This window comes from Spirochaetota bacterium (genome assembly GCA_004297825.1).
Classification (GTDB): domain Bacteria; phylum Spirochaetota; class UBA4802; order UBA4802; family UBA5368; genus FW300-bin19.
In genome coordinates this window covers 1-21,301 of the sequence record SCSX01000087.1, presented here as the reverse complement: position 1 = coordinate 21,301, position 21,301 = coordinate 1, and the positions used below count along the sequence as shown (strand labels likewise).

Below are 21,301 nucleotides of genomic sequence, written 5' to 3'. Positions count from 1 at the left end.
CGTTATCCCAGGAAGTGCCACATTGTCAAATTAAATATTTCACCCGCAGATAATTTTCTTTGACACGGACCTGCCGGCGCAGGGATAGTGACCGCCTATACTAAAGAGTGAGCCTGAATAACCGTGAAACCATTCATAGCCTTTTTCGATCTCGACCACACCCTCCTGGATACCAGCAGCGGACGCCTCTTCATAAAGTATGCCTACCAGCAGGGCATGATCAGTCACGGGGAATTAATTTCGGGAATGCTTATCGCGGCAATTCACCGATTCGGCATGTTTAACACCTCCAACATCTTTCAGAAATGGGCTCAAAAATTCGCGGGGTGGCCGGAAACAAAAATGCGCGATTTTACTGAGCGCTTTTTCATTGAGCGCGTCGCCTCCCGTTTCAGGCCTCAGATTGTCGACGAAGTCAGATTTCATAAAGCCCGCGGTGCCCATACCGTTTTGCTGTCTGCTTCGACATCCTACATTTGCGAGCCCGCCCGCCGGCACCTCTCGATGGATGCGGTATTGTCCACAACACTCGAGGTGGAGAACGGCATATTCACCGGCAGGACCAGGGGCAGATATTGCTATGGTGCGGAAAAGCTCGTCCGCGCCGCGGCCTATTGCCGGTCCATGGACATAGCCCTTTCTGAATGCTACTACTATGGCGATTCCTTTGCCGATCTCCCCGTACTCGAAAAAATAGGATTCCCCGTGTGTGTACACCCGGATCGTGCGCTGAGAAGAATCGCCCTGCAGAGAGGCTGGCGGACAATACCCTGACCGGCAGCCTGGATGTGACACACCCCCGGTTCTTCATGCTGAAAGCGTGTTCCTGCAAATCCTTGCCGTATTCTGCCGCCACGTTTCCAGTCCCGCTATTATTCGTTTTTGTAAATAGTGCTAAAAATATTCAGGAATTTGCCGATATTGAAAGCGCTACGGTGTGACATAATCAAATTATGACCGCCGTTTCCGGACCTAACGCTAATTTCGGGGGACAAATCATGAAAAAAACCATAATGGTGATCGGGGGCGGGCTTCTACAGGTGCCGGCCATTCAGGCCGCCAAGAAAATGGGTTTCCAGGTGATTGTCACCGATTACAACGAGCACGCCATGGGAATGAAATATGCCGATATTCCCATAGTCATGAGCACCCGGGACGTCCAGGGTTCCGTCCGCGTGGCAAAATCTCAAAACGAAATCACGCCGATCAGCGGCGTGCTCACGGTAGGTACCGATGCATCCACGACCGTCGCCGCGGTCGCCAACACGCTCAATTTGCCCGGCATCAAGTTCGACAACGCGGAGGCGGCAACCAATAAGATAAAGATGCGCATGCGCTTTAAGACCCATAATGTTCCCTGCCCGAATTTTCTTCCCGTATGGTCGCTCGCGGACGCGAAGAGGGCCTGCCAGATACTGGGGTTCCCGCTGGTGATCAAACCCACGGACAACATGGGCGCGCGCGGGGTGAGCCGCATTGACAGCAAGGGCCAGATAGCGGATGCGTTTAAGCTTGCAAAAGCCGCTTCCCCGAGCGGCGAGCTTATAATCGAGGAATACATGGAAGGCGAAGAGCTCTCGATTGACGCGGTCGTATTCAATGATGAAATCACCTTTACCGGTATCGCCGACCGGATTATCGAATATCCTCCCTATTTCGTCGAAACCGGGCACACCATGCCTTCGCAGCTTTCCCGGGAGAAGCAGGAGGAAGCGTGCGAGGTCATGCGCAAGGGAATACGCGCCCTGGGAATTTCCATCGGATGCGCCAAGGGCGATATCAAGATTACGAAACACGGCGCCATGATCGGGGAATTGGCCGCTCGTCTTTCCGGTGGCTTCATGTCCGCCTACACCTATCCGCTTTCAAGCGGCGTAGATCTCATGAAAGCCGCAATCGAAGTCGCGGTCGGCCAGGAGCCGGGCAACCTTGAGCCTTTGCACGACAGGGTCGCGATAGAGAGGGCCCTCATCACGAAGCCGGGCATAGTCAGGAGGATTACGGGAATAGAAGATGCGAATAAAATTCCCGGGATTGCGGAAATTTTTATAAATGTCAAACCGGGCGATACCGTGATTGTTCCCCGATCGAACGTCGAAAAGGCGGGGCACATCATCGCCGTCGCGGATACCCTCGAATTGGCCGAAGAGGCGGTGCGAAGGGCGAAAGAAGTCATCGCCATTGAGGTCTTTGAGGAAGCCGAGCTCTCAATGGAGGCGATCCGTGTATCGGCGCGCGAGCGCTTTAAAAAAACCTGCTACGCGTGTAAAACCTGCGACGGGAAGGACTGCGCGAGCGGGGTGCCGGGCATGGGCGGTATCGGGACAGGGGCCTCTTTCAGAAGAAATACGGAATCCCTTCAAAATTTCAAGATTAACACCAGGCTTATTCACGATGTGACCGAGCCCGACACCTCGGCGGTGTTTTTCGGGAACCGGCTGTCGATGCCCATCATGGCCGCCCCGATCACGGGAATGGGAACGAACATGGGCAGCGCCATGGATGAGCTCGACTACAATATCGCGGTGGTAAACGGCTGCCTGAACGCGGGAACCGTCGCGTTCGTGGGAGACGGGGCGACGCCGGATAAATATAAGATCGGCCTGCAGGCCCTGTCGGACGCCAGGGGCATGGGTGTTCCGGTCTTCAAACCCCGGAGCGACAACAACGAGGTGCTCGCGCGGATCAGGGCCGCCGAGAGATCCGGCGCCCTGGCGGTGGGGATGGATATCGACGCGGTAGTCTTCAAGACCATGAAAATGAAAAACCAGTCCGTGGGTCCCAAAAGCCTGTCCGATCTGAGAGGGCTTATTTCATCGACGTCGCTTCCCTTCGTATTGAAGGGAATAATGACGGTTCGCGACGCCTCCCTGGCAGTCGAGGCCGGGGCGCACGCGATCATCGTTTCCAACCACGGGGGGCGCGTGCTCGACCAGATGGCCGGCTCCATGGACGTTCTCGAGGAGATCGTGCGCGAGGTGAAGGGAAATATCCGGATCATGATCGACGGCGGATTCAGGAATGGTGTGGATATACTCAAGGCGCTCGCCCTGGGGGCGGAATTCATCCTCATAGGCAGGCCGGTTGCGATTGCCGCGGTGGGAATGGGGGCGCGCGGCGTATCATATTATTTGAATACGATCAAGCAGGAACTCGAACAGGCGATGATCCTGACCGGCTGCACCGGGATCGCGGACATTACGCCCGACATCGTCCGCTGCCTGAACGTGAAAAGTTCGCTGCCGGTCTGATTACGGCATAAACGGCCTCAGCGAATCGGGTGGGCACGCTAGATATACCCGCCCTCCTTCAGGCTCAAATACGATGCTCCGCCGATTATTACATGGTCCAGCAGTTCAATGCCTATTATTTTTCCCGCGTCCCGAATCCTGATCGTGGTACTGATATCCTCTTTTGAAGGCACGAGCACCCCGGAGGGATGATTATGCGCGACGATTATCGATGCGGCCGCCTCGCGGATCGCGTCGCGAAAGATTTCACGCGGGTGGACCAGGGCCTCCGATATCGTTCCGATTGAAACGACGGAATTTTTAAGAAGCATGTTCTTGTTATTCAGGATGAGCACCCGGAATTCCTCGTGAAGGAGGCGCGCCATCTCGGGCTGGAGCATCTTCCATACCTTCACCGGCGTATCCACGACCGCGGGCATCCTGGTCTGAACCAGCATTCGTTTTCCCAGCTCGAAGGCGGCATGAATTCTTACGGATTTTGCGGGTCCGATACCGCCTGTTTCCGAGAGTTCGCGAAAACCCGCGGCGCTTAAACCCTGCAGGCCGTGGAATGTTCTCAGCAGTTCCTCGGAGACCTCCCGTACGTCGCGCAACCGCGTGCCTGTTGCCAGGATCGCAGATAACAACTCGGCATCGCTCAGTGCCGATATTTCGCCGCCGGACAGGCATTTCTGCACCGGCATCAAATGCCGTATTGAATGGATATCGTTCTTCATGGCATTCCTGTATACGATCGAGCGGTGCATTTATAGTAAAGGATATAATCCCGAAAAGCGGGAGAACTGGCCATAGTTGAAAAATTTTCTACCTGCTGCCTATAGTTATTGACCTATTCAAATATTTGTCTATTTATGTAATAAATATCTCAAAATTGGAGAGGAACATGCTCGAGTTAAAGGAACTTGGGGAAGGGATCTGTGTAGCAAAGATTACCACCAGCGAAGTGCTTACACTGGATGTGCCTGAGCTCAAGGAAAAGCTCCAGCAGGCGATCGTTAATAAGGGGATCAAGAAACTAGTGCTCGATCTGTCCGACGTCAAGATCATCACCAGCTCCGGCATCGGCATATTCCTGAATATCAATCAGAGCCTGAAGTCCCTGCTCAGGCTGGCTGCGCCGCAACAGGAAGTGGAGAAGGTACTGGAGCTCACCAAAGTATCGTCGGTAATTAAGGTATTCAGCACCGTTGACGCAGCGTTAAAAAGCTTTTAAAAGAAAAATTATTAACGATGTTGACTTCGCCGCGATAATTACTATTATTAATTTAAAGATTAAGTCGTAGGGTTTAACAGGCGTTGCCGTACGATTTAATGCACCGAGGGGTGCATCGATTAAGGTACAGTAGTGTACCCTCAGAGTCACCTTCTTAGAATAAGAAAGAGGAAAGAATTCAAAGTGATTCCTTCCTCTTTCTTTATATAATTCCCTGAAAATCAGCCGAAAAACGGATTAAATTCCTTTTCCTTTCCTATGGTCGTCTCGGGACCATGCCCCGAAAGCACCCTGGTATCGTCAGGCAGCGCGAAAAGCTTGTTTTCGATCGAGGCGATCAAGGCTTCATAACTCCCGCCGGGCAGGTCGGTTCTCCCGATCGAGAAATTGAAGAGCGTATCCCCGCTGAATACCGTATCGTCGATAACAAATGAAAGTGAGCCCGGGGAATGCCCGGGAGTTCTCAGCAAGGTGATGGTTATGCCGCCTATCTCGACCGCGCCCTCGCCGGGCAGCTCGACATCGATTACAACCGGTCCGGGATTTTTCACCCCGAACATCCTCGCCTGCTGGGGAAGCGTTTCAAGCAATTCGCTATCCCCGCGATTCATCCACAGGGGAACACCGAATCTAGCCTTTACTTCGTTGACTCCTGCGACATGGTCAATATGTCCATGCGTACATAGGATCGCTTGAAGCTGGATATTTTCCTTCTCTATCCTGGCAAGCAGCTCCTGAATCGAACTTCCGGGATCTATAATTATCCCGGATCGAGCGGACATATCATATAACAGGTAACTGTTCACCTGGAACGGACCATTCTCTAATGTAACAATATTCATCCCGAGTCCCCCGATTATTTATATCAAGGAAGGGTTTGATCTTGACGGCCTGTCAAACCGATTTTATTATGAGTTACGGAATATGGATGAGCGCGGGCTATTGCATGGAATCCAAACAAATATCACGAATTGACATCCGGGTCGCTCCAAAATCATCACAAAGCAAAATCGTGATCGAGGAATCGGCACGCATAAAAGTATTCGTCAATTCTCCCCCGGCGGACGGGAAAGCCAACGCTGAATGCATACGGCTTATGGCCCGCGCGCTTGACATCTCAAAATCACGTATCGAGATCGAGAAAGGCGCCTCGGCAAGAACGAAGAGAATCGCCATCACCGGGCTCACCACGGATGAAATATTGAAGAGACTCACGCATCATGTCGAATCTTCCAGATAAATCGAAAACCGGATTCACTCCCGTTCCCACTGGAGACGGCTCGTTGACGCTTCTCGCCCATGATTACGATGAAGCGATGCATTCACTTTCCGGGGCGTTCGAAGAATCCCTGCTCAAACATGTACGGCCCTCGGGTCTTCCTGGATTGCGGAAATCAAATCTGCGGGTGCTGGATATCGGATTCGGTCTCGGTTATAACTGCCTTGCGACGCTTTTCGAGCTTCTGCCCCTGGCTGACGGGCGAACCGTTGAAATAGTTTCTCTGGAAAAAGATCTATCGGCCATACCTTTCATGAAGTCACTGTGCTTCAATGATTCGCGGGACGAACTATATGCTTCGATAATCCTCGCCGCCGAGTACGGGTCAATTGCCTCCGAGCGCTTCTGCATCACCGTAATTCGGGGCGATGCCAGGCTTACGATCCAACATCTGCCGGAAAAACATTTCGACGCTGTTTTTCATGATGCATTCTCCCCCCCAAAAAATCCGGAAATGTGGAGCGTGGAATTTTTCAATGAAATTAGCCGTGTGATAAGCCCGACCGGAATTCTCACTACATACTCCAGCGCCAGGCATATCCGAAGGGCGCTGCTTGAATCCGGTTTTCGAATTGGAAGGGGGCCGTCTGTCGGGAAGAAGCGGGAGGGTACGCTCGCGTCCATCGCGGGAAATATTCCCCTGATCCCTGAATCGGATAGTGCGATGCTTAGGGAAAATCGTTCTGCCGCTCCTTATCGCGATTTCGGGTTGTGCAATTCAAGGAAAGAAATACTCGAAATGAAACAACGGGTTGCCGACGGACTCAGACCAGATCATCGAGCTCGCGGATGACACTGTCGGATTCTTCTTTGTCCTTCTCAGGGTTGCTTTTCGGCTTTTCATCGGCCGCCTCTCCCGGCTCGTCCTGCTGCGGAGACAATTGAGGATTTTGACCCTCTTTAAAATCAAGGGCGCCGGATAAATCTCCCTCAGGACCCAAACGGTACTGGAAAGCCTGAATATAACAAAAAGCGACCTTTATTGCCTCATAAACCTTTTGCCCGTTAACCTTTTTAGCCCCTTCAATTGCCTGTTCGAAAACCAGCTCGTCCTGTGGATTATCTATTATTTTCTGCGGTCCGTTCATATCTTCCATCAATCGTACGAATTCGATAGAGCATTTTTCCATGAAAGAGGATACACTTCCCCTCAGGTTCTTCCCGCTGTTGTTCCTTTTCTTTTCAAGTTCTTCTATCCGCTTCGAGTAATCGATATACTGTGCATTGCTCGCAGGGCGTTCAGTCCGTGTCCGCTCGTAAGTTTCCATGATCTCCGCGTAGTCTTTGAACAGGGACATGCAGGTCCGTAGATCTTTATAGAGATCCGAAAGCTGGACCCTGAAATCGATCTTGCCCTCTGGGGAAAACACGACGTTATACTTGATTTTATTTGTAGTGAGGATGAACGAATATTCTTCATCAAACTCTCTGAAAAGCAGGAAAATAATAAGAACCTTGTCGGTGCCGTGAATAACCTTGAAATGTTTTTCGACTTCAAATTTAGCCTGAAGATCTTTCAAATCAAGTCTTGACATCATTTTCAGCCCGATTTTTGTCTCTTCAGAAATCGCAGCCTCTTTGGCCTCGCCGGTGTTTTCGTCCTCTTCCTGTTCCTTTTTCGCCGCGGCGGCCTGTGCCAGTATGTGCTTCTTGCGTTTTCCGGGCTTGTCTTCCTCCGCAATTCCCAAGAAGCGCTCCATACCCGGATCCGCGAGAGGGATCACGGTACCCGCGTAATGGCACATAAGCCAGTACAGGGCGTTAAACAGCCTGTAATACACGAGTGCTACGCTGTTGTTGATCTTTTTCTTTTTTGTCGAATATTCGCCGGCTTTCTTCTTTTCCAACTTTGCCTGGGTATTTATGGCCTTTTCAAACGCATATATGATGAAATCACGATATGAATGCAGCACGTACAGTTTCTTAAACAGCGCCATAAACGAGGTCCGGAATTCGCTCACGGGCTGCGCCACGTCCGGGAATGAAACATGCGACTCTACGATTTGATTCATGAGGGTTCTGTCGAAAACGCCGGCAGCCATTTCGATAAGCTCTAAATAGATGGGATTGAACGAGTCGAGGTCGTCGGTTACCGCCCTGCCTATGCCGGGGTTTCTTTTAATAATGTCCAGATACAGCAGTTGAATTTCGATAAGCGAAGCCTTGTAATCGGAATTGACCCTTTCGAGAAAACCGGGCTTTATGGTCATGCCATAAAAATCGGTAACCCCCAGGAAGAACAGCTTGAGCCTGATTTTCAATCGAAACCATATCCCCTGGAAGAAACCTGGACCGGCGATCGCGGAGGCATTCCTGCTTGCGGGAGTTGCTTTGGGCTTACGTACTACAGGTGCCGGGCTTTGAACCCTTTCACGATGCGTTTCAACCTTGGCCTTGTACTGTTTCTGCTTTTCACGGTCAAAGTCGACCATCGATTTTTTCGCGGATTCATTAATTACCTTACCCCCGGCGTCGACAAATCTATTGAAGAGGTCCTTCTTTTCTTTGTCGTCGATGCCGGTGGCGCCAATGTTCTTGCGTGTCTTATCTATTTTTTCATGGATGCTCATGGCGGCGGTCAGGTTTGCTTCAATGATTGCGCTTACAGTGTATGTAAGCGCCGTTGATATTTCAAGAGATTAATTTTAAGCCCGTTCCCGAAAGATGCATTTTCCTTCCCTAAGCCTATGCTGCCTGGAGAAATACCCTCACTATGTCCAAATGAACCCGACTTGAAATTGTGCCTCATCCAGGCCGGCGAGCACTCCAAGTTGAATTATATTTGTCATTATTCACCATATCCCTGATAATCCCCGAAAAAGATACCAAGGAGTCCAAACGATGATTCACACCATAAACGTAAGAACCCCGCAAAAAGAAGTACTGCTTGAAATAACCGGGGAAATCCGGAAAATCGTGCAGGAGAGCGGCGTGAAAGACGGCTTTTGCTGTATCTATACTCCGCATACGACCGCTGCGATTACAATTAATGAAAACGCGGACTTTTCGGTATCGCGCGACATAATAAAAGGTCTTGCCTCGCTTGGACTCGAACGGATTTCCTTTGCGCACGGGGAAGGCAATTCGCCCGCGCATATCAAATCATCTCTCGTCGGGTGCTCCGAGACGGTGTTCATTGAAGCGGGAAAACTCATGCTTGGAACGTGGCAGGGCATATTTTTATGTGAATTTGACGGTCCAAGAAACAGGACCGTATTGGTTAAAATCATGTAATCGCGTGGCATTCGCGAGAAACCCCGCTCGCGCAGTCATTATTTTTTTTCTTTACAAAATGAGCTATATTGAATGAATAAAAAATTATAACTGATTACTTTGGAGAAAGGTGGCGGAAATGGACTATTTCAAGGGAACGAGCGAATACGTACTGTCCTCCGAGCTGCGTGATAACGTTAACGTTTCAATAGAGCTCGGTCGACCGCTGCTCGTGAAGGGCGAACCCGGCACCGGAAAAACCCTGCTTGCGCACTCCATAGCGAAGGGTCTCAAGAAGGAGCTTAAAATATGGAATATCAAATCGACCACCAAGGCCCGTGAAGGCCTCTATGTATACGATACCGTGCAGCGATTGAACGATGCGCGCTTCGGCGACAAGGATATAACCGATATCTCACACTACATCAAGCTTGGAAAACTCGGCGAAGCCTTCACGGCGAAGGAACAGGTCGTGCTCCTCGTGGACGAGATCGACAAGGCCGACATTGAATTCCCCAACGACCTGCTGAACGAGCTCGACGAAATGAGTTTCTATATCCCGGAAACCGGCGTCACCGTCAAACCGGAGCATCGGCCCATTATCATTATTACTTCAAACAGCGAGAAGGAGCTTCCGGACCCATTCCTGCGCAGGTGCATTTTCCACTACATCGAATTCCCGGAAGAAAAACTCATGGAAGAGATCATCTACGTTCACTTCCCCAAGATACAGGACGTCCTGCTTCGCGAATGCATGAAAAAATTTTACTGGATCCGCCAATTCGACATGCTTCGCAAGAAACCCTCCACCAGCGAGCTCATAGACTGGATCCAGGCGCTTATCGCGGGGGGACTTGCTCCGTCGAAGATTGAAAAAGAGCTCCCCTTCCTGGGAACCCTGCTGAAGAAGAAGGAAGACGTGGACCTGGTGGCGCAGTCGGGGACCTCACACTACGCGTACAATTCCAGCGCAAGGTCGAGGAATGTTTATTAATTTCTTTTTCATTCTCAAATCGTACGGCATTCCCGTGTCCCTGCATGAATGGATCACGCTTCACCACGCCCTGACGAAAAACCTGAATGATTGCAGTCTCACGCGCTTCTACCATATCGCCCGCTCCATACTTGTGAAAAACGAGATATATTTCGATAAATTCGATCTCGCCTTTCTCGACACCTTCAAGGATATCGAGACCACGGATGAGATGCTCGAAAAAATACTCGCGGGCCTGAAAAAGGTGAAAGAGCTTCATCTGACCGAGGAGGAGAAAAGAGCGATTGACGAATTGAATCTTGACGAGGTGCTGCGAAACTTCGAGGAACAGCTCAGGCAGGGCCACTACAAGGAGCACGTGGGGGGAAACAAGGCCATAGGCACCGGGGGCCGTTCGACTCAGGGTGCTTGGGGCTACAACCCCGCGGGTATAAGAATTGGCCAGGGCGAATCCCGTCACAAACGCGCCGTCCAGATTGCCGAAAAGCGCGTCTTTAAGAACTATTCAAGCACTATCACCCTGGATACCAGGCAAATGAAGGTTGCGCTTGCGCACCTGAGGGCCCTGTTGCCGATATCGCCCGAGGAAAAACTCAACCTCGAGGCGACCATCGAAACTACCAGCAAAAACGCGGGTGAGATCGAGCTTGTCTGGGAAAACAAGGAGAAGAAGGCGGCAAAGGTAATCCTCATGATGGACGTGGGCGGGTCGATGACGCCCTATGCCCAGCTCGTGGAACGGCTCTTCTCGGCGGCGTCGTCACAGATAAGCCGATTCAAGCATTATTACTTCCACAACTGTCCCTACCAGGATTTGTGGGTCGATATCGAAAGGCGCGATACCATTTCGGTTTCGGACTTGCTAAAAAGCGAGGACAATGACTATAAGCTTATCCTGGTAGGGGACGCCGAGATGGCGCCCTCCGAGCTCACCTGGAAAAACGGCGCCATCGATTACTGGTACCATAACGACACGGCGGGCATCGTGTGGCTACAGCGCATCCGGGACAAGTTCAAGGATTCCATCTGGCTGAATCCCCTCCCGCGAAGATCGTGGGATTATATTCAAACGACACGCATGATCAAGGAATTGTTTCCCATGTTCGAGCTGACCCTTGAGGGCATGGATGACGGAATAAAGCATCTTATGAAAGGCAGGAGTCTCACGCTGTCTTCAAAGCAACCAGGAATTGCACGATGACACAACTCAGCGATTATTCCAGCCCGGCGTATATCCGCAAACTCAAAGCCCGCAACAAGTTCAAGGCCATCGAGGAACTCGCACGGTCGTTCCAGGGATCAGCGGTGTGCGAAGACCTTGAAGAGCTCGTCGTCGCACTCATCGAGCGCGAGAAAATCATGAGCACCGGGATAGGGTTTGGAATCGCCATACCGCATGCAAAGATAGCGAGCGTGAACCAGGTCGCCTTCGCTATCGGCGTATCAAAGCAGGGAATCGATTTCGAGTCTATAGACGGCCATCCCGTTCACATCATCATACTTGTCGCCGCGGGCGAAAAACAGCACAAGGACTACCTCAAGCTTTTATCAAAAATAATGTCGGTATTAAAACAGGAGGGGGCCAGGAACAGGCTTATCGAATCCGCTTCTTCCGAAGATGTGCTCAGAATATTTGAAATCCCCGTCGATGCGTGATGAACGTTTACTGCCGGCGTCAGGCGAAAATATGAACTTAAAAAGCAGGCTGGGCAGAATTTTCCGATCCCGGTACCTGCAAACCGACATAACCCGATATATCTCGCACATCCTAATGTCCGTGCTCATTGGAATCATCGCGGGACTCGCCGCGGTGTTCTTTCATTCCCTGCTCGAGGGTATGAGGAAATTATTCGAGTTCATGAGCACCGGAAACGCTCTTTCATTGGGGGTCGACCTGATTTTCATATTCCCGGTCCTGGGGAGCGTGATCGTCGCCGCCATGACCCTCGCATTTCCCGCGATCTCCAGGGAAAAAGACGTACTAAGCGTTATCAAGGCCATTCTCCTGCGCAACGGGAACATTCCCCTGACCAACACCGTATTTCACTTTTTCGCACCCATCATCTCCATCGGTTCCGGGGCGCCGCTGGGACCGGAGGGCCCCGCCGCGAAGATGGGAAGCGGCCTGGGATCGTACGCCTCCCAGCTTTTGGGCCTGAAACCTGAGGACATGAGGATGTACGCCGCCGCCGGCGCCGGTGCGGCGATCGCCGCCGTTTTCAACGCGCCCATCGCGGGGGTATTCTTCGGGATCGAAGTCATCCTGATGAACGATTTGAAGAACCAGGCATTGAGCGCGCTCATCGTCTCCGCCGTCGTCGCCGATATCATCTCGCGCGCATTGCTGGGAAACCATCACGTATTTATTATACCTGCCTACAGCACCGGTGAAATTTTCGAGTACCCCTGGTTCATGGTTCTCGGCATTCTCTGCGGATTCCTCTCGATCCTGTTTTTCTGGCTTCGCGGGGTTTTCCGGCATTTCTTCACGGAGTTCCTGAAAATTACCAATCCATTCATTAAGCTGATCCCCGTATCAGTCATATTTGGTGTCGTGCTCATCTATTTTCATCAGCTCTACGGGATCGGCTATTCCGCGATCAACGACGTTCTCGGCCTCAGGTTCTCACTCGAACTGGTGCTCGTGCTTCTCATGTGCAAGATGGTATTCGTATGTCTTTTTCTTGAGGCGGGTTCTTACGGAGGAATATTCGCCCCTTCCCTCATGCTGGGGGTATTTCTGGGCTATTCATTTGCGGGTCTGATAAATCTGGTTTTCGGCACGACGCTGAACCCGATCACCTTCGCTCTCGTAGGCATGGGCGGGGTGCTTTCCGGAATCAACTCTATCCCGCTCACCGCGATCCTGCTCGTGTTCGAGGTGACCAACGACTACCGGTTTATTCTTCCGCTGATGCTCGTATCGATAATTGCGTATCTCGTGGTAGTTTATGTAAACCACGGTACCGTGTACAGTAACGAGCTCCTGCAAGACGGGATCGACATCACCAAAAAAGGGGAAATAAACCTCCTCGGCAAGATAAAGGTCAGCGAGCTCAAGAGAACAAGTTTCGATTCGCTCAATTTCAGGACACCGTTCCCGCGCGTCGTGGACCGCCTGATAAACTCGATATACGGGGACGTGTGCATAGTCAATGACCGCAACAGGCTGGTCGGGGTGATTTCCCTCAATGAAATCCGTCAGGTAATTGCATCCACGGACATGACCGACCTGCTGATCGCCGGCGACCTCGCGACGCGCGTCCCCATAGTAACGGACGGCGAGTCCGTATCCGTCGCGATTCAGAAACTGGAGGAATACCATCTCCAGACGATCCCCGTTGTTTCGTCCGCTTCGGACCCCGTGGTGACCGGAATTCTCACTCACCGGGATATACTTCAGGCGTATACCATGCTGCTGGAAAAGTGGGGGACAGGCCAGTACCTGGTAAATTATTCATCCGTAAAAAAGTGATCGCACCCCTTTTGGAAGCACTTTTGTTTTCCTCAAGCCTTCCCAATCCGCGGTAATATCGGCAATAACCTGGTCCCTCGTGCAGCGCACCACGTGCAGGGCATATTCGACCAGGTTTTGAGCGCATTGTTCCGCGTTCTTAACTGACGGATTGCGGCCGTTCTTTTCCATCCATACTGCCAGATCCGCATACAGTGAATACGGATCCGGATGCATTGTTTCCAGCATCGCACTTATGCGGGGAAATCGCATGTTGTTAAACAAATTATTAATGAGCCTGGAAATTGTTCTAAGCATATCGAGATCACCGCTTGATATCCAGGGGGTCGAGATTACTTCATAGGGAGGTTCCGGGTTGAACTTAATACCCAGTTTTTCACTTCGAAGACGTAATTCCGTTCCCGGCAGTACCTTGAGAAACCCAACCTGTATCTGCTGCGGACCAAGCCTGTAAATTTCGTTGAACGAGGCGCGGGCATTTTCAATCGTATCGCAGGGGAGCCCCATGATCAAATCCAGGTGGACACTGATTTTCGTCCGGGAGATGAGCTGGTGGATTGCGAAGCGAACCGTTTCCCAGTCCATTGCCCTCTTCACCGCGCGAAGGGAGCGGGAATTAATCGTCTGTACTCCCACCTCGAACTGGAACCTTCCCGCGGGAACCCGCGATAAGAGCTGCCAATCCTCCTCTTCGAGCACCTGCGGATGAATTTCGAAATGGAATTTCGTGGACGCATTTTTTTCAATCAGCCATTTCCAGATCGCCCTTGAGTGCGACACGCGCGCGTTAAAGCTCCGGTCTAGAAATTTCACGATCTTCGGTTCGTGTCTCAGGATGGATTCCAGTTCGCGACATACCTGTTCGGGATCTCGATACTCGACACGCATACTTTCCCGTGAGGACAGGCAATAAGTACATCGAAAAGGACAACCCCTGCTTGATTCATAATAGACGTATCGGTGCCCGAAATTCGCGAGGTCGAGATCAGTATAGGGAAAGGGAATGGATGAAAATATGGGGTTTGATACGCTGACAACCCTTTCGGGGAGCTCCCCGTTATTTTCCAGCAGACGCCTGAACCCGGCTTCACCCGCTCCCTGAATGATGTGCGTTACTTCGGGAAATTCATCGAGCCACTCCTCCGAATTATAACTCACCTCGGGACCGCCGAGCACGATTTTTGCCCTGGGGAACAGCCGCGCGAGTTGAGGCAGGATTTCCCGAATATAATGGGCATTCCATATATAGACGGAAATTCCGATAATCGCCGGGTTCCGAGACGCGATTTCATTCAACAACACCCCCGGTTGCATATTGATGCTGCATTCCTTAACAAATATTTCGTAGTCCAGGCCGTCGCAATAGCGCCGCAGGGAATACAGGGCCAGAGCCGAATGCGTGAATCTTGCATTGATCCCGAGAAGCAGAACCACGTGACCGGGCGCGTAAGCTGTATGCTTTTGATTATACAAGGGAATATATCACCTACTGGTCGTTGAAGGTACGGCCTATACCGGATTCACCATACCCATGCCTGTAATTGAAGGGAAGCTCGTTCTCCTCATGCCCACGTCGGACTTATTCTTTGAATTGAACATGCTGCTCGTCCACATATCACTCTTCCTGCTGGTGATTTCACTCATTATTACCGTGATGATCTTCAAGCTTACAAGGAGAATATTAAACCTACCGTCGATCAGATCAATGAAATCACGCAGTCGCTGGCCGCGAGCGCCGAGGAAATCGCCTCATCGGCCGAAGAGATCAATGCCCAGACGGAATCACTGAACGCCCATATCGAATTCTTCAAAGTAAAGTCTTGACCGCCGGGCCGGCTTAGGGTGAGATGTGGCGCTGGACCTTGGCGGAGATTTGAATGGGACTGATATTCAGAATTATCAAATTCGCGCTGCTCGCCGTCGCGGGGGTGCACGTGCTATTTTTCCTGGCGATACTCGGCCTTTCGCTGGTTTTTTCCAGGATAAACCCGCCGTCCTCAACGCTCATGCTGTATCGGCACCATATTGACAAGCATGAAATCAGGGAAGTTCTATATCAGCCGCTGGACAAAATAAAACCGTGGATTCCGCATCTCACAATTGCGTGCGAGGACGCGGGGTTTTATCAGCACCGCGGAATTGATGTCAATGCGCTCAAGAGGGCGTATGCGATGAACAAGGGCCTGGGGGGAAATTTCCTGGGGGGCAGTACCATCACGCAGCAGCTCGCAAGGACGCTTTTCCTGACGCCCCAAAAAAGTTATTTCAGGAAATACGCCGAAATCATCGCGGCGCTTACCATGGAACTCGCGATGCCCAAAAAGCGGATACTCGAACTATACCTGAATTACGTGGAACTTGGCCGGGGGGTATTCGGGCTTGGACAGGCGGCGCGGACCCATTACGGAAAACCCCTGGACAACCTTTCGCAGGACGAGGCCGTAAGGCTCATCACCATCCTGCCGAGCCCCGTCAAGTACTCGCCAAAAACATTTCACTCCTCCGGGATTCTCGAGGACCGCTACAGGTCGCTGCGGGAGAAAATCAGGTCCGATTAATCCGGTAACGTTCAGTGCAGGTGGCAGGCGACACGCGCGTCACCAACGTTCCTAAGATACGGATACACCTCCCTGCACACGGGCATCACGAACGGACACCGCGGATGAAAATGACAGCCCGAAGGCGGGTTCTCGGGTGACGGTATTTCTCCCTTGAGGGCGGAAAAGCCGTGCTTCACCGGCTTTTTCTCGGGGATCGATTTCAACAGGCATTGCGTGTAGGGATGCAGCGGTTCGGCATAGAGACCCTGCTTCGAATTCTCCTCGACGATCCTTCCCAGGTACATGACGATAATCCTGTCGCTGATATGCTCCACGACGGCAAGATCGTGCGCGACGAACAGGTAGGTCAGCGAGAGCCTTTCCTTGAGGTCCGCGAGCAGGTTCAGTATCTGTCCCTGGATCGACACGTCCAGGGCCGATACCGGCTCGTCGAGCACCAGGAATTTCGGATTTAATGCGATCGCGCGCGCGATGCCGATCCGCTGTCGTTGACCGCCGCTGAACTCGTGCGGATATCGGTCGAAGTGATCTCCGTGCATCCCCGTCAGCTCAAGCAGATGCACCGTTCGGTCCCGGATTTCAGCCTTATTCAGGTTTGTATGCGTTCTAAGCGCCTCCGCGATGATCCTGCCGACGGTCATCCGGGGATTCAGTGCACCATAAGGGTCCTGGAACACGATCTGCATGTTTACCCTGAACTTTCTGAGCTCGTTCTTTCCGAGCGCGCCGACGTCGATCCCGTTCACGAGCACGCGCCCGCTGTCGGGTTCAAGCAGCCTGAGCATTGCCCGCGCGGCCGTTGATTTGCCGCTGCCGCTCTCGCCCACCATGCCGAGCGTCTTCCCCTGCGGGATCGAAAAACTGATGCCATCGACCGCTTTCACCCGTGCTGGTTTCTCAAAAAGCCCGCTTTTCCGGATGACAAAGCTTTTTTTCAGTGCGAATACGTGTACCATGAAACCTGCCTTGATCCAATTGGGCATCACTATCAATCCGCCCCATTCCAATTTCAATAAAATATTGCATCTTGAGAACAAATTTGAAAGGATACGGGGCACGGGTTCGAGCGGAATCGATGATGGCTTCAGAGGCGCCATCATCCTTTGGCTGTTATTTGGAGGGTTTTGCTCGCCCAGCGACGGGAAAGACAATCTTTCAAGAAGGAGAACCTCATGTCGGACTATATCGTTATCTTGTGTACGGTCCCCTCACTGCAGGTTGCGGAAAAAATTGCCCAGACGCTGGTTCCACGAAAGCTGGCGGCATGCGTGAACATCGTGAGCGGCCTGATTTCCGTGTATTGGTGGAAAGGGGAAATCTGCCGGGAGCAGGAGTGCCTCCTGATCATCAAGTCCAGGAGAGCACTGTTCCCCGGCCTGAAAGAGGCGATTCTTTCCGAACACCCCTACGAAGTCCCGGAGATTGTCACGATGCCCATAGAGGAAGGCCATCAGCCATACCTGGACTGGATTGAAGCATCCACGATCCCTTCGCCTCAGGAATGAGCCGCAATTTGCCTGACCGCACCGACCGCCTGCGTTATTTCCTCGCGGCTGGTGAAAATTCCGGGACTGAAACGAATAGTGCCGTTCGGGAACGTCCCAAGCGATTTATGCGCCAGGGGGCTGCAGTGGAGGCCAACCCTGCACAGCACATTGAACCGTTCGTCCAGCTCCAAACCGACTTCACCCATCCCCAGCCCCTCGATAATGAAAGAACACGTGCTAAGGTGACTCTTACCGCCCGGGCCGAAAAAAACGGTGACCCCATCGATAGAGGCCAACCCCTCGCGAAGAAGGGCGCCCGCCGCCATTTCCCTTGTAAGGATTTCCTCCAGGCCTGCTTCAAAAATATAATCCAGTCCGGCCGACAATCCCGCGATGCCCACCGTGTTGGGTGTGCCGCTCTCGCACATATCGGGAAGAAAATCGGGCTGATACTCCATCTCTGACAGGCTGCCGGTTCCCCCGGTTATCTGAGGCTTTATCCTGTGATGATCGAATCCGGTGCCAAGAACAAGGCCACCCGTGCCCTGCGGGCCCAGGAGGCCCTTATGCCCGGTAAAAGCCAGCATATCGATACAATCCCTGTCGAGGTCGATATCGATGATCCCCGCGGTCTGAGCCGCATCAACAAGCACGCAGAGACCCAGTTCTCGCGCAATTTTGCCGAACCCCGCAATCCCCTGGACCGCGCCGTTCACGTTGGACCCGTGATTGATGATCAACATGACGGTGTTTTTCCTTACGGCATTGCGCAGGTCATCCGCGTCGCACACACCATTGGGCGGCGTTGGGAGAATTGAGTATAAAACACCCCTCCCCCTTAAATCGTTCAACGTGCGCATTACGGAATTATGCTCCATGCCGGTTGTCAGGACATGATCTCCCTCCCGTAAAATGCCCCTCATCGCGAGATTCAGGGCGGCCGTAGCGTTCATCGTGAAGATGACCCGTGAAGGATCACTTCCCTTGAATAATCTCGCAAGTTTTTCCCGTGTATCGAATAGTATCCGCGCTGCATCGACGGAGAGCCGATGCCCCGACCTTCCCGGGTTTGCGCCTATATCCGTCATGTAGCCGGCCATGGCCGGCTGGACCCCCGGCGGCTTCGGCCATGAGGTTGCCGCGTTATCCAGGTAAATCATAATCCTTCTGCGCTGAAGATTTGACTAGCGTCCCCGCATGTCTTTTCAAGGCTGATCGTATACTCGTCATGGCTGGTTTCCACCACCGTGCGCCATCCCTGGCCGGCTGCCAGCCTGATAATATTGTCCCGTGCGGTGGGAGAGTCCACCAGCACCGTAAAATTGCCGTGCGAAAGCGAGAGCATTTTCTTCCGGGTTTCAAATACCGGTTGCGGGCAAGAAAGCCCTCTGGCATCAATCATATCACCCATGATGTCCCCCCTCTATATCTTTTGACGCATAAAAAAACCCGTTCCAAGACAAAACACCAGCCCGACAATCACCGCCGCCGGCCCCCATAAACCTGTACCCGCGGCAGAGCTTGCAATCGCGAAATTGTGCGCGAAACCGGCTCCCGAGATCATTCCAATTACAAAAACCGCCGAGTCCCCGTCGCCTTCCCCTGCCAGGAAAAGCTGCCTGCCGGGACACCCTCCCACAAGAGCATAGGCCAGTCCTGCAAGTCCCATACCAAGGAAATTCCAGATGTGTTCGGTATGGGCGATAGGCTGGCCGGTGAAACCCGGCTTGAACTGGTCGAGCATCAGGTTTGTACCGAACGCCGCCAGTACGAGCGCAAGTATCCCCCACATGAGATGCATATCCTTTATCAGAATCACATCCCTTATGGCGCCCATCGTACAAAACCGGGACCGCTGGGCTAAGAATCCAATCGCCAGCGCCGCGCCGAATGAAATAATCAACGGTGCGTGCTGTGAACCCGGACCGGACAGGCTGAAGAAGGGTGCGAACTTCCCCTGTTCCTTGTATATCACGGATTCGGGGAGATACGAGACATACATATTCGCCAGCAGCAGAACAAGCAAACCGATCATAAGCACCGGGAAAACCCATCCGGCCATTGCGGGGGTCCGTCTGCTGGACCCGAGAGAAAATCCTTTTTTTATGAAAAACACCCCCGCCCAAACCCCGGCAAGCATCCCGGCCAATCCCGTGAGCGCATTGAAATCACCGCCTGCCAGTCTCAGGAATGCCCTCCATGGGCAGCCAAGGAATACCAGTGCTCCGGTCATTGCAAAGAATCCAAGCATGAACCGCATCAAGGGCGCCGATCCCGACCGGGCCCGAAATTCACCGAACATTACGGCTGCAATCGCGGCCCCGAGTACCAATCCAATTATTTCTGGGCGCAGATATTGAACGACCGCCGCCCGGTGAAAACCGAGCGCCCCGGCGATATCACGCTCCATGCAGGCGACGCAAATTCCCATATTCGGCGGGTTTCCAAAATTCTGAAGCAGCGGGGCGATCACACCGATAAAAGCCCCGGTCAGTAGTATGCCTTTAACCGAGCCGAGAAATTCACTTATCCATTTCATTACGATTACCCAATATCAAGGTTTTTCCATCCAATGCCTTCGCGGGGGACATTAGAAATTATCAACCGGCAAAGACAATCATAAAATAGATAGCATGTATTCTAATTGTGAATTATTGTACTGGTTCGCATCCCCCGTATATTTTAATTGACAGATACGCCGACAAGCTTAATACTTTGCGCATCACTATTTCAGGAGCGATCGATGAAAAAAGCATTGTTCTTGCTGGTGCTGACGGCTTTTATCGGGACCCCGGCGATTTTCGCGAATACCGCGATAAACAAGCAGCATTCGGGATTGGCTAAAGACGGCACCAAGATCAACTGCGCATACTGCCATACAACCGCAGGACTTGAGAAGAAAGCGGGAAACAAGGCGCAAATGAATACTAATGCGTTCTGTCTCGGAAGCGGATGCCATCCCCGGTAAAGGTAGTACCGGATGAACGGAAGCGAAAAGCATGCCTTGATAAAGCATGCTTTTTTATTCCTTCGAAATATCGATAAGAAGCCGAATAATGCCATCTATAATCACTCATTTCAAGCTCATCGCCGAATCAAGGCTTCATCTGCAGAAAAAAAAGGAAATTTCTCCGTTCACCCGCACGCTCGAATCCCTGTTTTGCGAACCTGAATTCCTGGGTGCCGCATTTCTCGGGGCCATCGGGCCCGACATATATGATTATCTTTCCCTCGTAAGCGATCGCGACCACCTGGGAACCCCCCGTTCAGCGTTCCTGCATTCCCGTGGTTTATCAGCCTCGCTCATGTACCTGGCCGATCTCGCTCTCAAAGTCCCCACTTTTACCACCGAGTGGGCCGCAATGCAAAGGGCATATTTTTACGGCTACGTGTCCCATCTTATCACAGACCAGATATTTAATCCGTTCATGTTCTATCGGACCGGGTTCCCTCGGCCGGGATCATCAAGAACCGCGGCTTACTACCGGGAGCAACTATTACTGTTCGAATATAATCTGGATAATTACTTTCAGTATTATCATGATCAAAGTGAAAGTTATACGCTTGTTGCGGATTGCCTCGGCAAAACCTCCGTTAGGGATAGTTTTCACAAACTCAAGCCACCGCTCTACGCGCTGATTGCCGGGATGAATGCACTCCCTGCAACCAAGAACGGCCATCCGAGTTTCCCCTCATCCGGGGCCTTCAGCGGTATGCAAAAAATAATATTATCAGCGATGCTGCACCATCTCGTGCTGCTTATAGAAACGGTGCATAAATTCAAAACAACCAGGAGCCCTGTCCGTTCACGCGTTTTAAAGTCAGCGT

General features: G+C 52.1%; 22 protein-coding genes. 14 read left to right on the top strand and 8 right to left on the bottom strand.

Going from position 1 to position 21,301, the window contains the following annotated elements:
• Positions 1-117: 117 nt before the first annotated feature.
• Together EPN93_19415 and EPN93_19410 are read left to right on the top strand one after the other, a co-directional pair.
• The gene (locus tag EPN93_19415; protein TAL30645.1) at positions 118-774 is read left to right on the top strand and encodes an HAD-IB family hydrolase; all 657 of its coding nucleotides are present in this window, start codon (positions 118-120) and stop codon (positions 772-774) included.
• A 224-nt stretch (positions 775-998) separates the two neighbouring features.
• Positions 999-3,251: an ATP-grasp domain-containing protein gene (locus tag EPN93_19410; protein TAL30644.1), complete on the top strand. Its 2,253-nt coding sequence runs from the start codon at positions 999-1,001 to the stop codon at positions 3,249-3,251.
• 38 nt (positions 3,252-3,289) lie between these two features.
• Here EPN93_19410 and radC read toward each other — a convergent pair whose 3' ends face one another.
• A complete protein-coding gene (gene radC, locus EPN93_19405) occupies positions 3,290-3,997 on the bottom strand; it encodes a DNA repair protein RadC (protein TAL30643.1) in 708 nt (235 codons plus the stop codon).
• A 137-nt stretch (positions 3,998-4,134) separates the two neighbouring features.
• On the opposite strand from radC, the gene EPN93_19400 reads away from it, so the two are divergent.
• On the top strand, positions 4,135-4,464 hold the full coding sequence (locus EPN93_19400; GenBank protein ID TAL30642.1) for an anti-sigma factor antagonist: 330 nt from the start codon (positions 4,135-4,137) through the stop codon (positions 4,462-4,464).
• Between the two features lie 221 nt (positions 4,465-4,685).
• On the opposite strand, the gene EPN93_19395 is transcribed toward EPN93_19400, so the two are convergent.
• A complete protein-coding gene (locus EPN93_19395; GenBank protein ID TAL30641.1) occupies positions 4,686-5,306 on the bottom strand; it encodes an MBL fold metallo-hydrolase in 621 nt (206 codons plus the stop codon).
• Between the two features lie 68 nt (positions 5,307-5,374).
• Here EPN93_19395 and EPN93_19390 point away from each other — a divergent pair, with 68 nt between their 5' ends.
• Both EPN93_19390 and EPN93_19385 read left to right on the top strand, forming a co-directional pair.
• A complete protein-coding gene (locus EPN93_19390; protein TAL30640.1) occupies positions 5,375-5,704 on the top strand; it encodes a DUF167 domain-containing protein in 330 nt (109 codons plus the stop codon).
• Positions 5,685-6,536, top strand: a complete 852-nt coding sequence (locus EPN93_19385; GenBank protein ID TAL30639.1) for a hypothetical protein — start codon at positions 5,685-5,687, stop codon at positions 6,534-6,536. Before EPN93_19390 ends, EPN93_19385 begins: the two co-directional genes overlap by 20 nt.
• Here the strand turns inward: EPN93_19385 and EPN93_19380 are convergent.
• Positions 6,508-8,313: a hypothetical protein gene (locus EPN93_19380; GenBank protein TAL30638.1), complete on the bottom strand. Its 1,806-nt coding sequence runs from the start codon at positions 8,311-8,313 to the stop codon at positions 6,508-6,510. The genes EPN93_19385 and EPN93_19380 overlap by 29 nt on opposite strands.
• A 271-nt stretch (positions 8,314-8,584) precedes the next feature.
• Here EPN93_19380 and EPN93_19375 point away from each other — a divergent pair, with 271 nt between their 5' ends.
• From EPN93_19375 to EPN93_19355, 5 genes are all read left to right on the top strand, one after another.
• The gene (locus EPN93_19375) at positions 8,585-8,977 is read left to right on the top strand and encodes a YjbQ family protein (protein ID TAL30637.1); all 393 of its coding nucleotides are present in this window, start codon (positions 8,585-8,587) and stop codon (positions 8,975-8,977) included.
• A 118-nt stretch (positions 8,978-9,095) separates the two neighbouring features.
• Positions 9,096-9,950 carry a MoxR family ATPase gene (locus EPN93_19370; protein TAL30636.1) on the top strand — a complete coding sequence of 285 codons (855 nt, stop codon included), beginning with the start codon at positions 9,096-9,098 and terminating at the stop codon, positions 9,948-9,950.
• Complete coding sequence (locus tag EPN93_19365; protein TAL30635.1) at positions 9,940-11,151, top strand: VWA domain-containing protein; 1,212 nt, start codon at positions 9,940-9,942, stop codon at positions 11,149-11,151. The genes EPN93_19370 and EPN93_19365 overlap by 11 nt, the downstream gene beginning before the upstream one ends.
• A complete protein-coding gene (locus EPN93_19360) occupies positions 11,148-11,606 on the top strand; it encodes a PTS sugar transporter subunit IIA (protein TAL30634.1) in 459 nt (152 codons plus the stop codon). The genes EPN93_19365 and EPN93_19360 overlap by 4 nt, the downstream gene beginning before the upstream one ends.
• A complete protein-coding gene (locus tag EPN93_19355; GenBank protein TAL30633.1) occupies positions 11,569-13,425 on the top strand; it encodes a chloride channel protein in 1,857 nt (618 codons plus the stop codon). The genes EPN93_19360 and EPN93_19355 overlap by 38 nt, the downstream gene beginning before the upstream one ends.
• Here EPN93_19355 and EPN93_19350 read toward each other — a convergent pair.
• The gene (locus EPN93_19350; GenBank protein ID TAL30632.1) at positions 13,408-14,859 is read right to left on the bottom strand and encodes a DUF4080 domain-containing protein; all 1,452 of its coding nucleotides are present in this window, start codon (positions 14,857-14,859) and stop codon (positions 13,408-13,410) included. The genes EPN93_19355 and EPN93_19350 overlap by 18 nt on opposite strands.
• 443 nt (positions 14,860-15,302) lie before the next feature.
• Here EPN93_19350 and EPN93_19345 point away from each other — a divergent pair, with 443 nt between their 5' ends.
• Entirely contained in the window at positions 15,303-15,983 is a 681-nt protein-coding gene (locus EPN93_19345) for a monofunctional biosynthetic peptidoglycan transglycosylase (protein ID TAL30631.1), read from the top strand.
• Between the two features lie 11 nt (positions 15,984-15,994).
• On the opposite strand, the gene EPN93_19340 is transcribed toward EPN93_19345, so the two are convergent.
• On the bottom strand, positions 15,995-16,942 hold the full coding sequence (locus EPN93_19340) for an ATP-binding cassette domain-containing protein (GenBank protein ID TAL30665.1): 948 nt from the start codon (positions 16,940-16,942) through the stop codon (positions 15,995-15,997).
• Positions 16,943-17,158: 216 nt separating this feature from the next.
• Here EPN93_19340 and EPN93_19335 point away from each other — a divergent pair, with 216 nt between their 5' ends.
• The gene (locus EPN93_19335; protein TAL30630.1) at positions 17,159-17,491 is read left to right on the top strand and encodes a divalent-cation tolerance protein CutA; all 333 of its coding nucleotides are present in this window, start codon (positions 17,159-17,161) and stop codon (positions 17,489-17,491) included.
• Here EPN93_19335 and EPN93_19330 read toward each other — a convergent pair.
• The 3 genes from EPN93_19330 to EPN93_19320 are packed head-to-tail and all read right to left on the bottom strand — an operon-like array spanning position 17,482 to position 20,012.
• Entirely contained in the window at positions 17,482-18,633 is a 1,152-nt protein-coding gene (locus EPN93_19330; protein ID TAL30629.1) for an aminotransferase class V-fold PLP-dependent enzyme, read from the bottom strand. The two genes, EPN93_19335 and EPN93_19330, sit on opposite strands and share 10 nt — an antisense overlap.
• On the bottom strand, positions 18,630-18,884 hold the full coding sequence (locus EPN93_19325; GenBank protein TAL30628.1) for a hypothetical protein: 255 nt from the start codon (positions 18,882-18,884) through the stop codon (positions 18,630-18,632). The genes EPN93_19330 and EPN93_19325 overlap by 4 nt, the downstream gene beginning before the upstream one ends.
• A gap of 12 nt (positions 18,885-18,896) precedes the next feature.
• Positions 18,897-20,012 (bottom strand): YedE-related selenium metabolism membrane protein, encoded by a 1,116-nt coding sequence (locus EPN93_19320; GenBank protein ID TAL30627.1) that lies wholly within the window; start codon positions 20,010-20,012, stop codon positions 18,897-18,899.
• A 204-nt stretch (positions 20,013-20,216) separates the two neighbouring features.
• Here EPN93_19320 and EPN93_19315 point away from each other — a divergent pair, with 204 nt between their 5' ends.
• Both EPN93_19315 and EPN93_19310 read left to right on the top strand, forming a co-directional pair.
• The gene (locus EPN93_19315) at positions 20,217-20,441 is read left to right on the top strand and encodes a hypothetical protein (protein TAL30626.1); all 225 of its coding nucleotides are present in this window, start codon (positions 20,217-20,219) and stop codon (positions 20,439-20,441) included.
• Positions 20,442-20,529: 88 nt separating this feature from the next.
• Positions 20,530-21,301 (top strand): hypothetical protein (locus tag EPN93_19310; protein ID TAL30625.1); only part of this gene is annotated, 772 nt, incomplete at its 3' end.

Excerpts from the sequence above, each read along its gene's own strand:
- EPN93_19410 (TAL30644.1), top strand. The coding sequence starts at position 999 with ATGAAAAAAACCATAATGGTGATCGGGGGCGGGCTTCTACAGGTGCCG.
- radC (TAL30643.1), bottom strand. The coding sequence starts at position 3,997 with ATGCACCGCTCGATCGTATACAGGAATGCCATGAAGAACGATATCCAT.
- EPN93_19400 (TAL30642.1), top strand. The coding sequence starts at position 4,135 with ATGCTCGAGTTAAAGGAACTTGGGGAAGGGATCTGTGTAGCAAAGATT.
- EPN93_19395 (TAL30641.1), bottom strand. The coding sequence starts at position 5,306 with ATGAATATTGTTACATTAGAGAATGGTCCGTTCCAGGTGAACAGTTAC.
- EPN93_19390 (TAL30640.1), top strand. The coding sequence starts at position 5,375 with ATGAGTTACGGAATATGGATGAGCGCGGGCTATTGCATGGAATCCAAA.
- EPN93_19385 (TAL30639.1), top strand. The coding sequence starts at position 5,685 with ATGTCGAATCTTCCAGATAAATCGAAAACCGGATTCACTCCCGTTCCC.
- EPN93_19380 (TAL30638.1), bottom strand. The coding sequence starts at position 8,313 with ATGAGCATCCATGAAAAAATAGATAAGACACGCAAGAACATTGGCGCC.
- EPN93_19375 (TAL30637.1), top strand. The coding sequence starts at position 8,585 with ATGATTCACACCATAAACGTAAGAACCCCGCAAAAAGAAGTACTGCTT.
- EPN93_19370 (TAL30636.1), top strand. The coding sequence starts at position 9,096 with ATGGACTATTTCAAGGGAACGAGCGAATACGTACTGTCCTCCGAGCTG.
- EPN93_19365 (TAL30635.1), top strand. The coding sequence starts at position 9,940 with ATGTTTATTAATTTCTTTTTCATTCTCAAATCGTACGGCATTCCCGTG.
- EPN93_19360 (TAL30634.1), top strand. The coding sequence starts at position 11,148 with ATGACACAACTCAGCGATTATTCCAGCCCGGCGTATATCCGCAAACTC.
- EPN93_19355 (TAL30633.1), top strand. The coding sequence starts at position 11,569 with ATGTGCTCAGAATATTTGAAATCCCCGTCGATGCGTGATGAACGTTTA.
- EPN93_19345 (TAL30631.1), top strand. The coding sequence starts at position 15,303 with ATGGGACTGATATTCAGAATTATCAAATTCGCGCTGCTCGCCGTCGCG.
- EPN93_19340 (TAL30665.1), bottom strand. The coding sequence starts at position 16,942 with ATGGTACACGTATTCGCACTGAAAAAAAGCTTTGTCATCCGGAAAAGC.
- EPN93_19335 (TAL30630.1), top strand. The coding sequence starts at position 17,159 with ATGTCGGACTATATCGTTATCTTGTGTACGGTCCCCTCACTGCAGGTT.
- EPN93_19330 (TAL30629.1), bottom strand. The coding sequence starts at position 18,633 with ATGATTTACCTGGATAACGCGGCAACCTCATGGCCGAAGCCGCCGGGG.
- EPN93_19325 (TAL30628.1), bottom strand. The coding sequence starts at position 18,884 with ATGGGTGATATGATTGATGCCAGAGGGCTTTCTTGCCCGCAACCGGTA.
- EPN93_19320 (TAL30627.1), bottom strand. The coding sequence starts at position 20,012 with ATGAAATGGATAAGTGAATTTCTCGGCTCGGTTAAAGGCATACTACTG.
- EPN93_19315 (TAL30626.1), top strand. The coding sequence starts at position 20,217 with ATGAAAAAAGCATTGTTCTTGCTGGTGCTGACGGCTTTTATCGGGACC.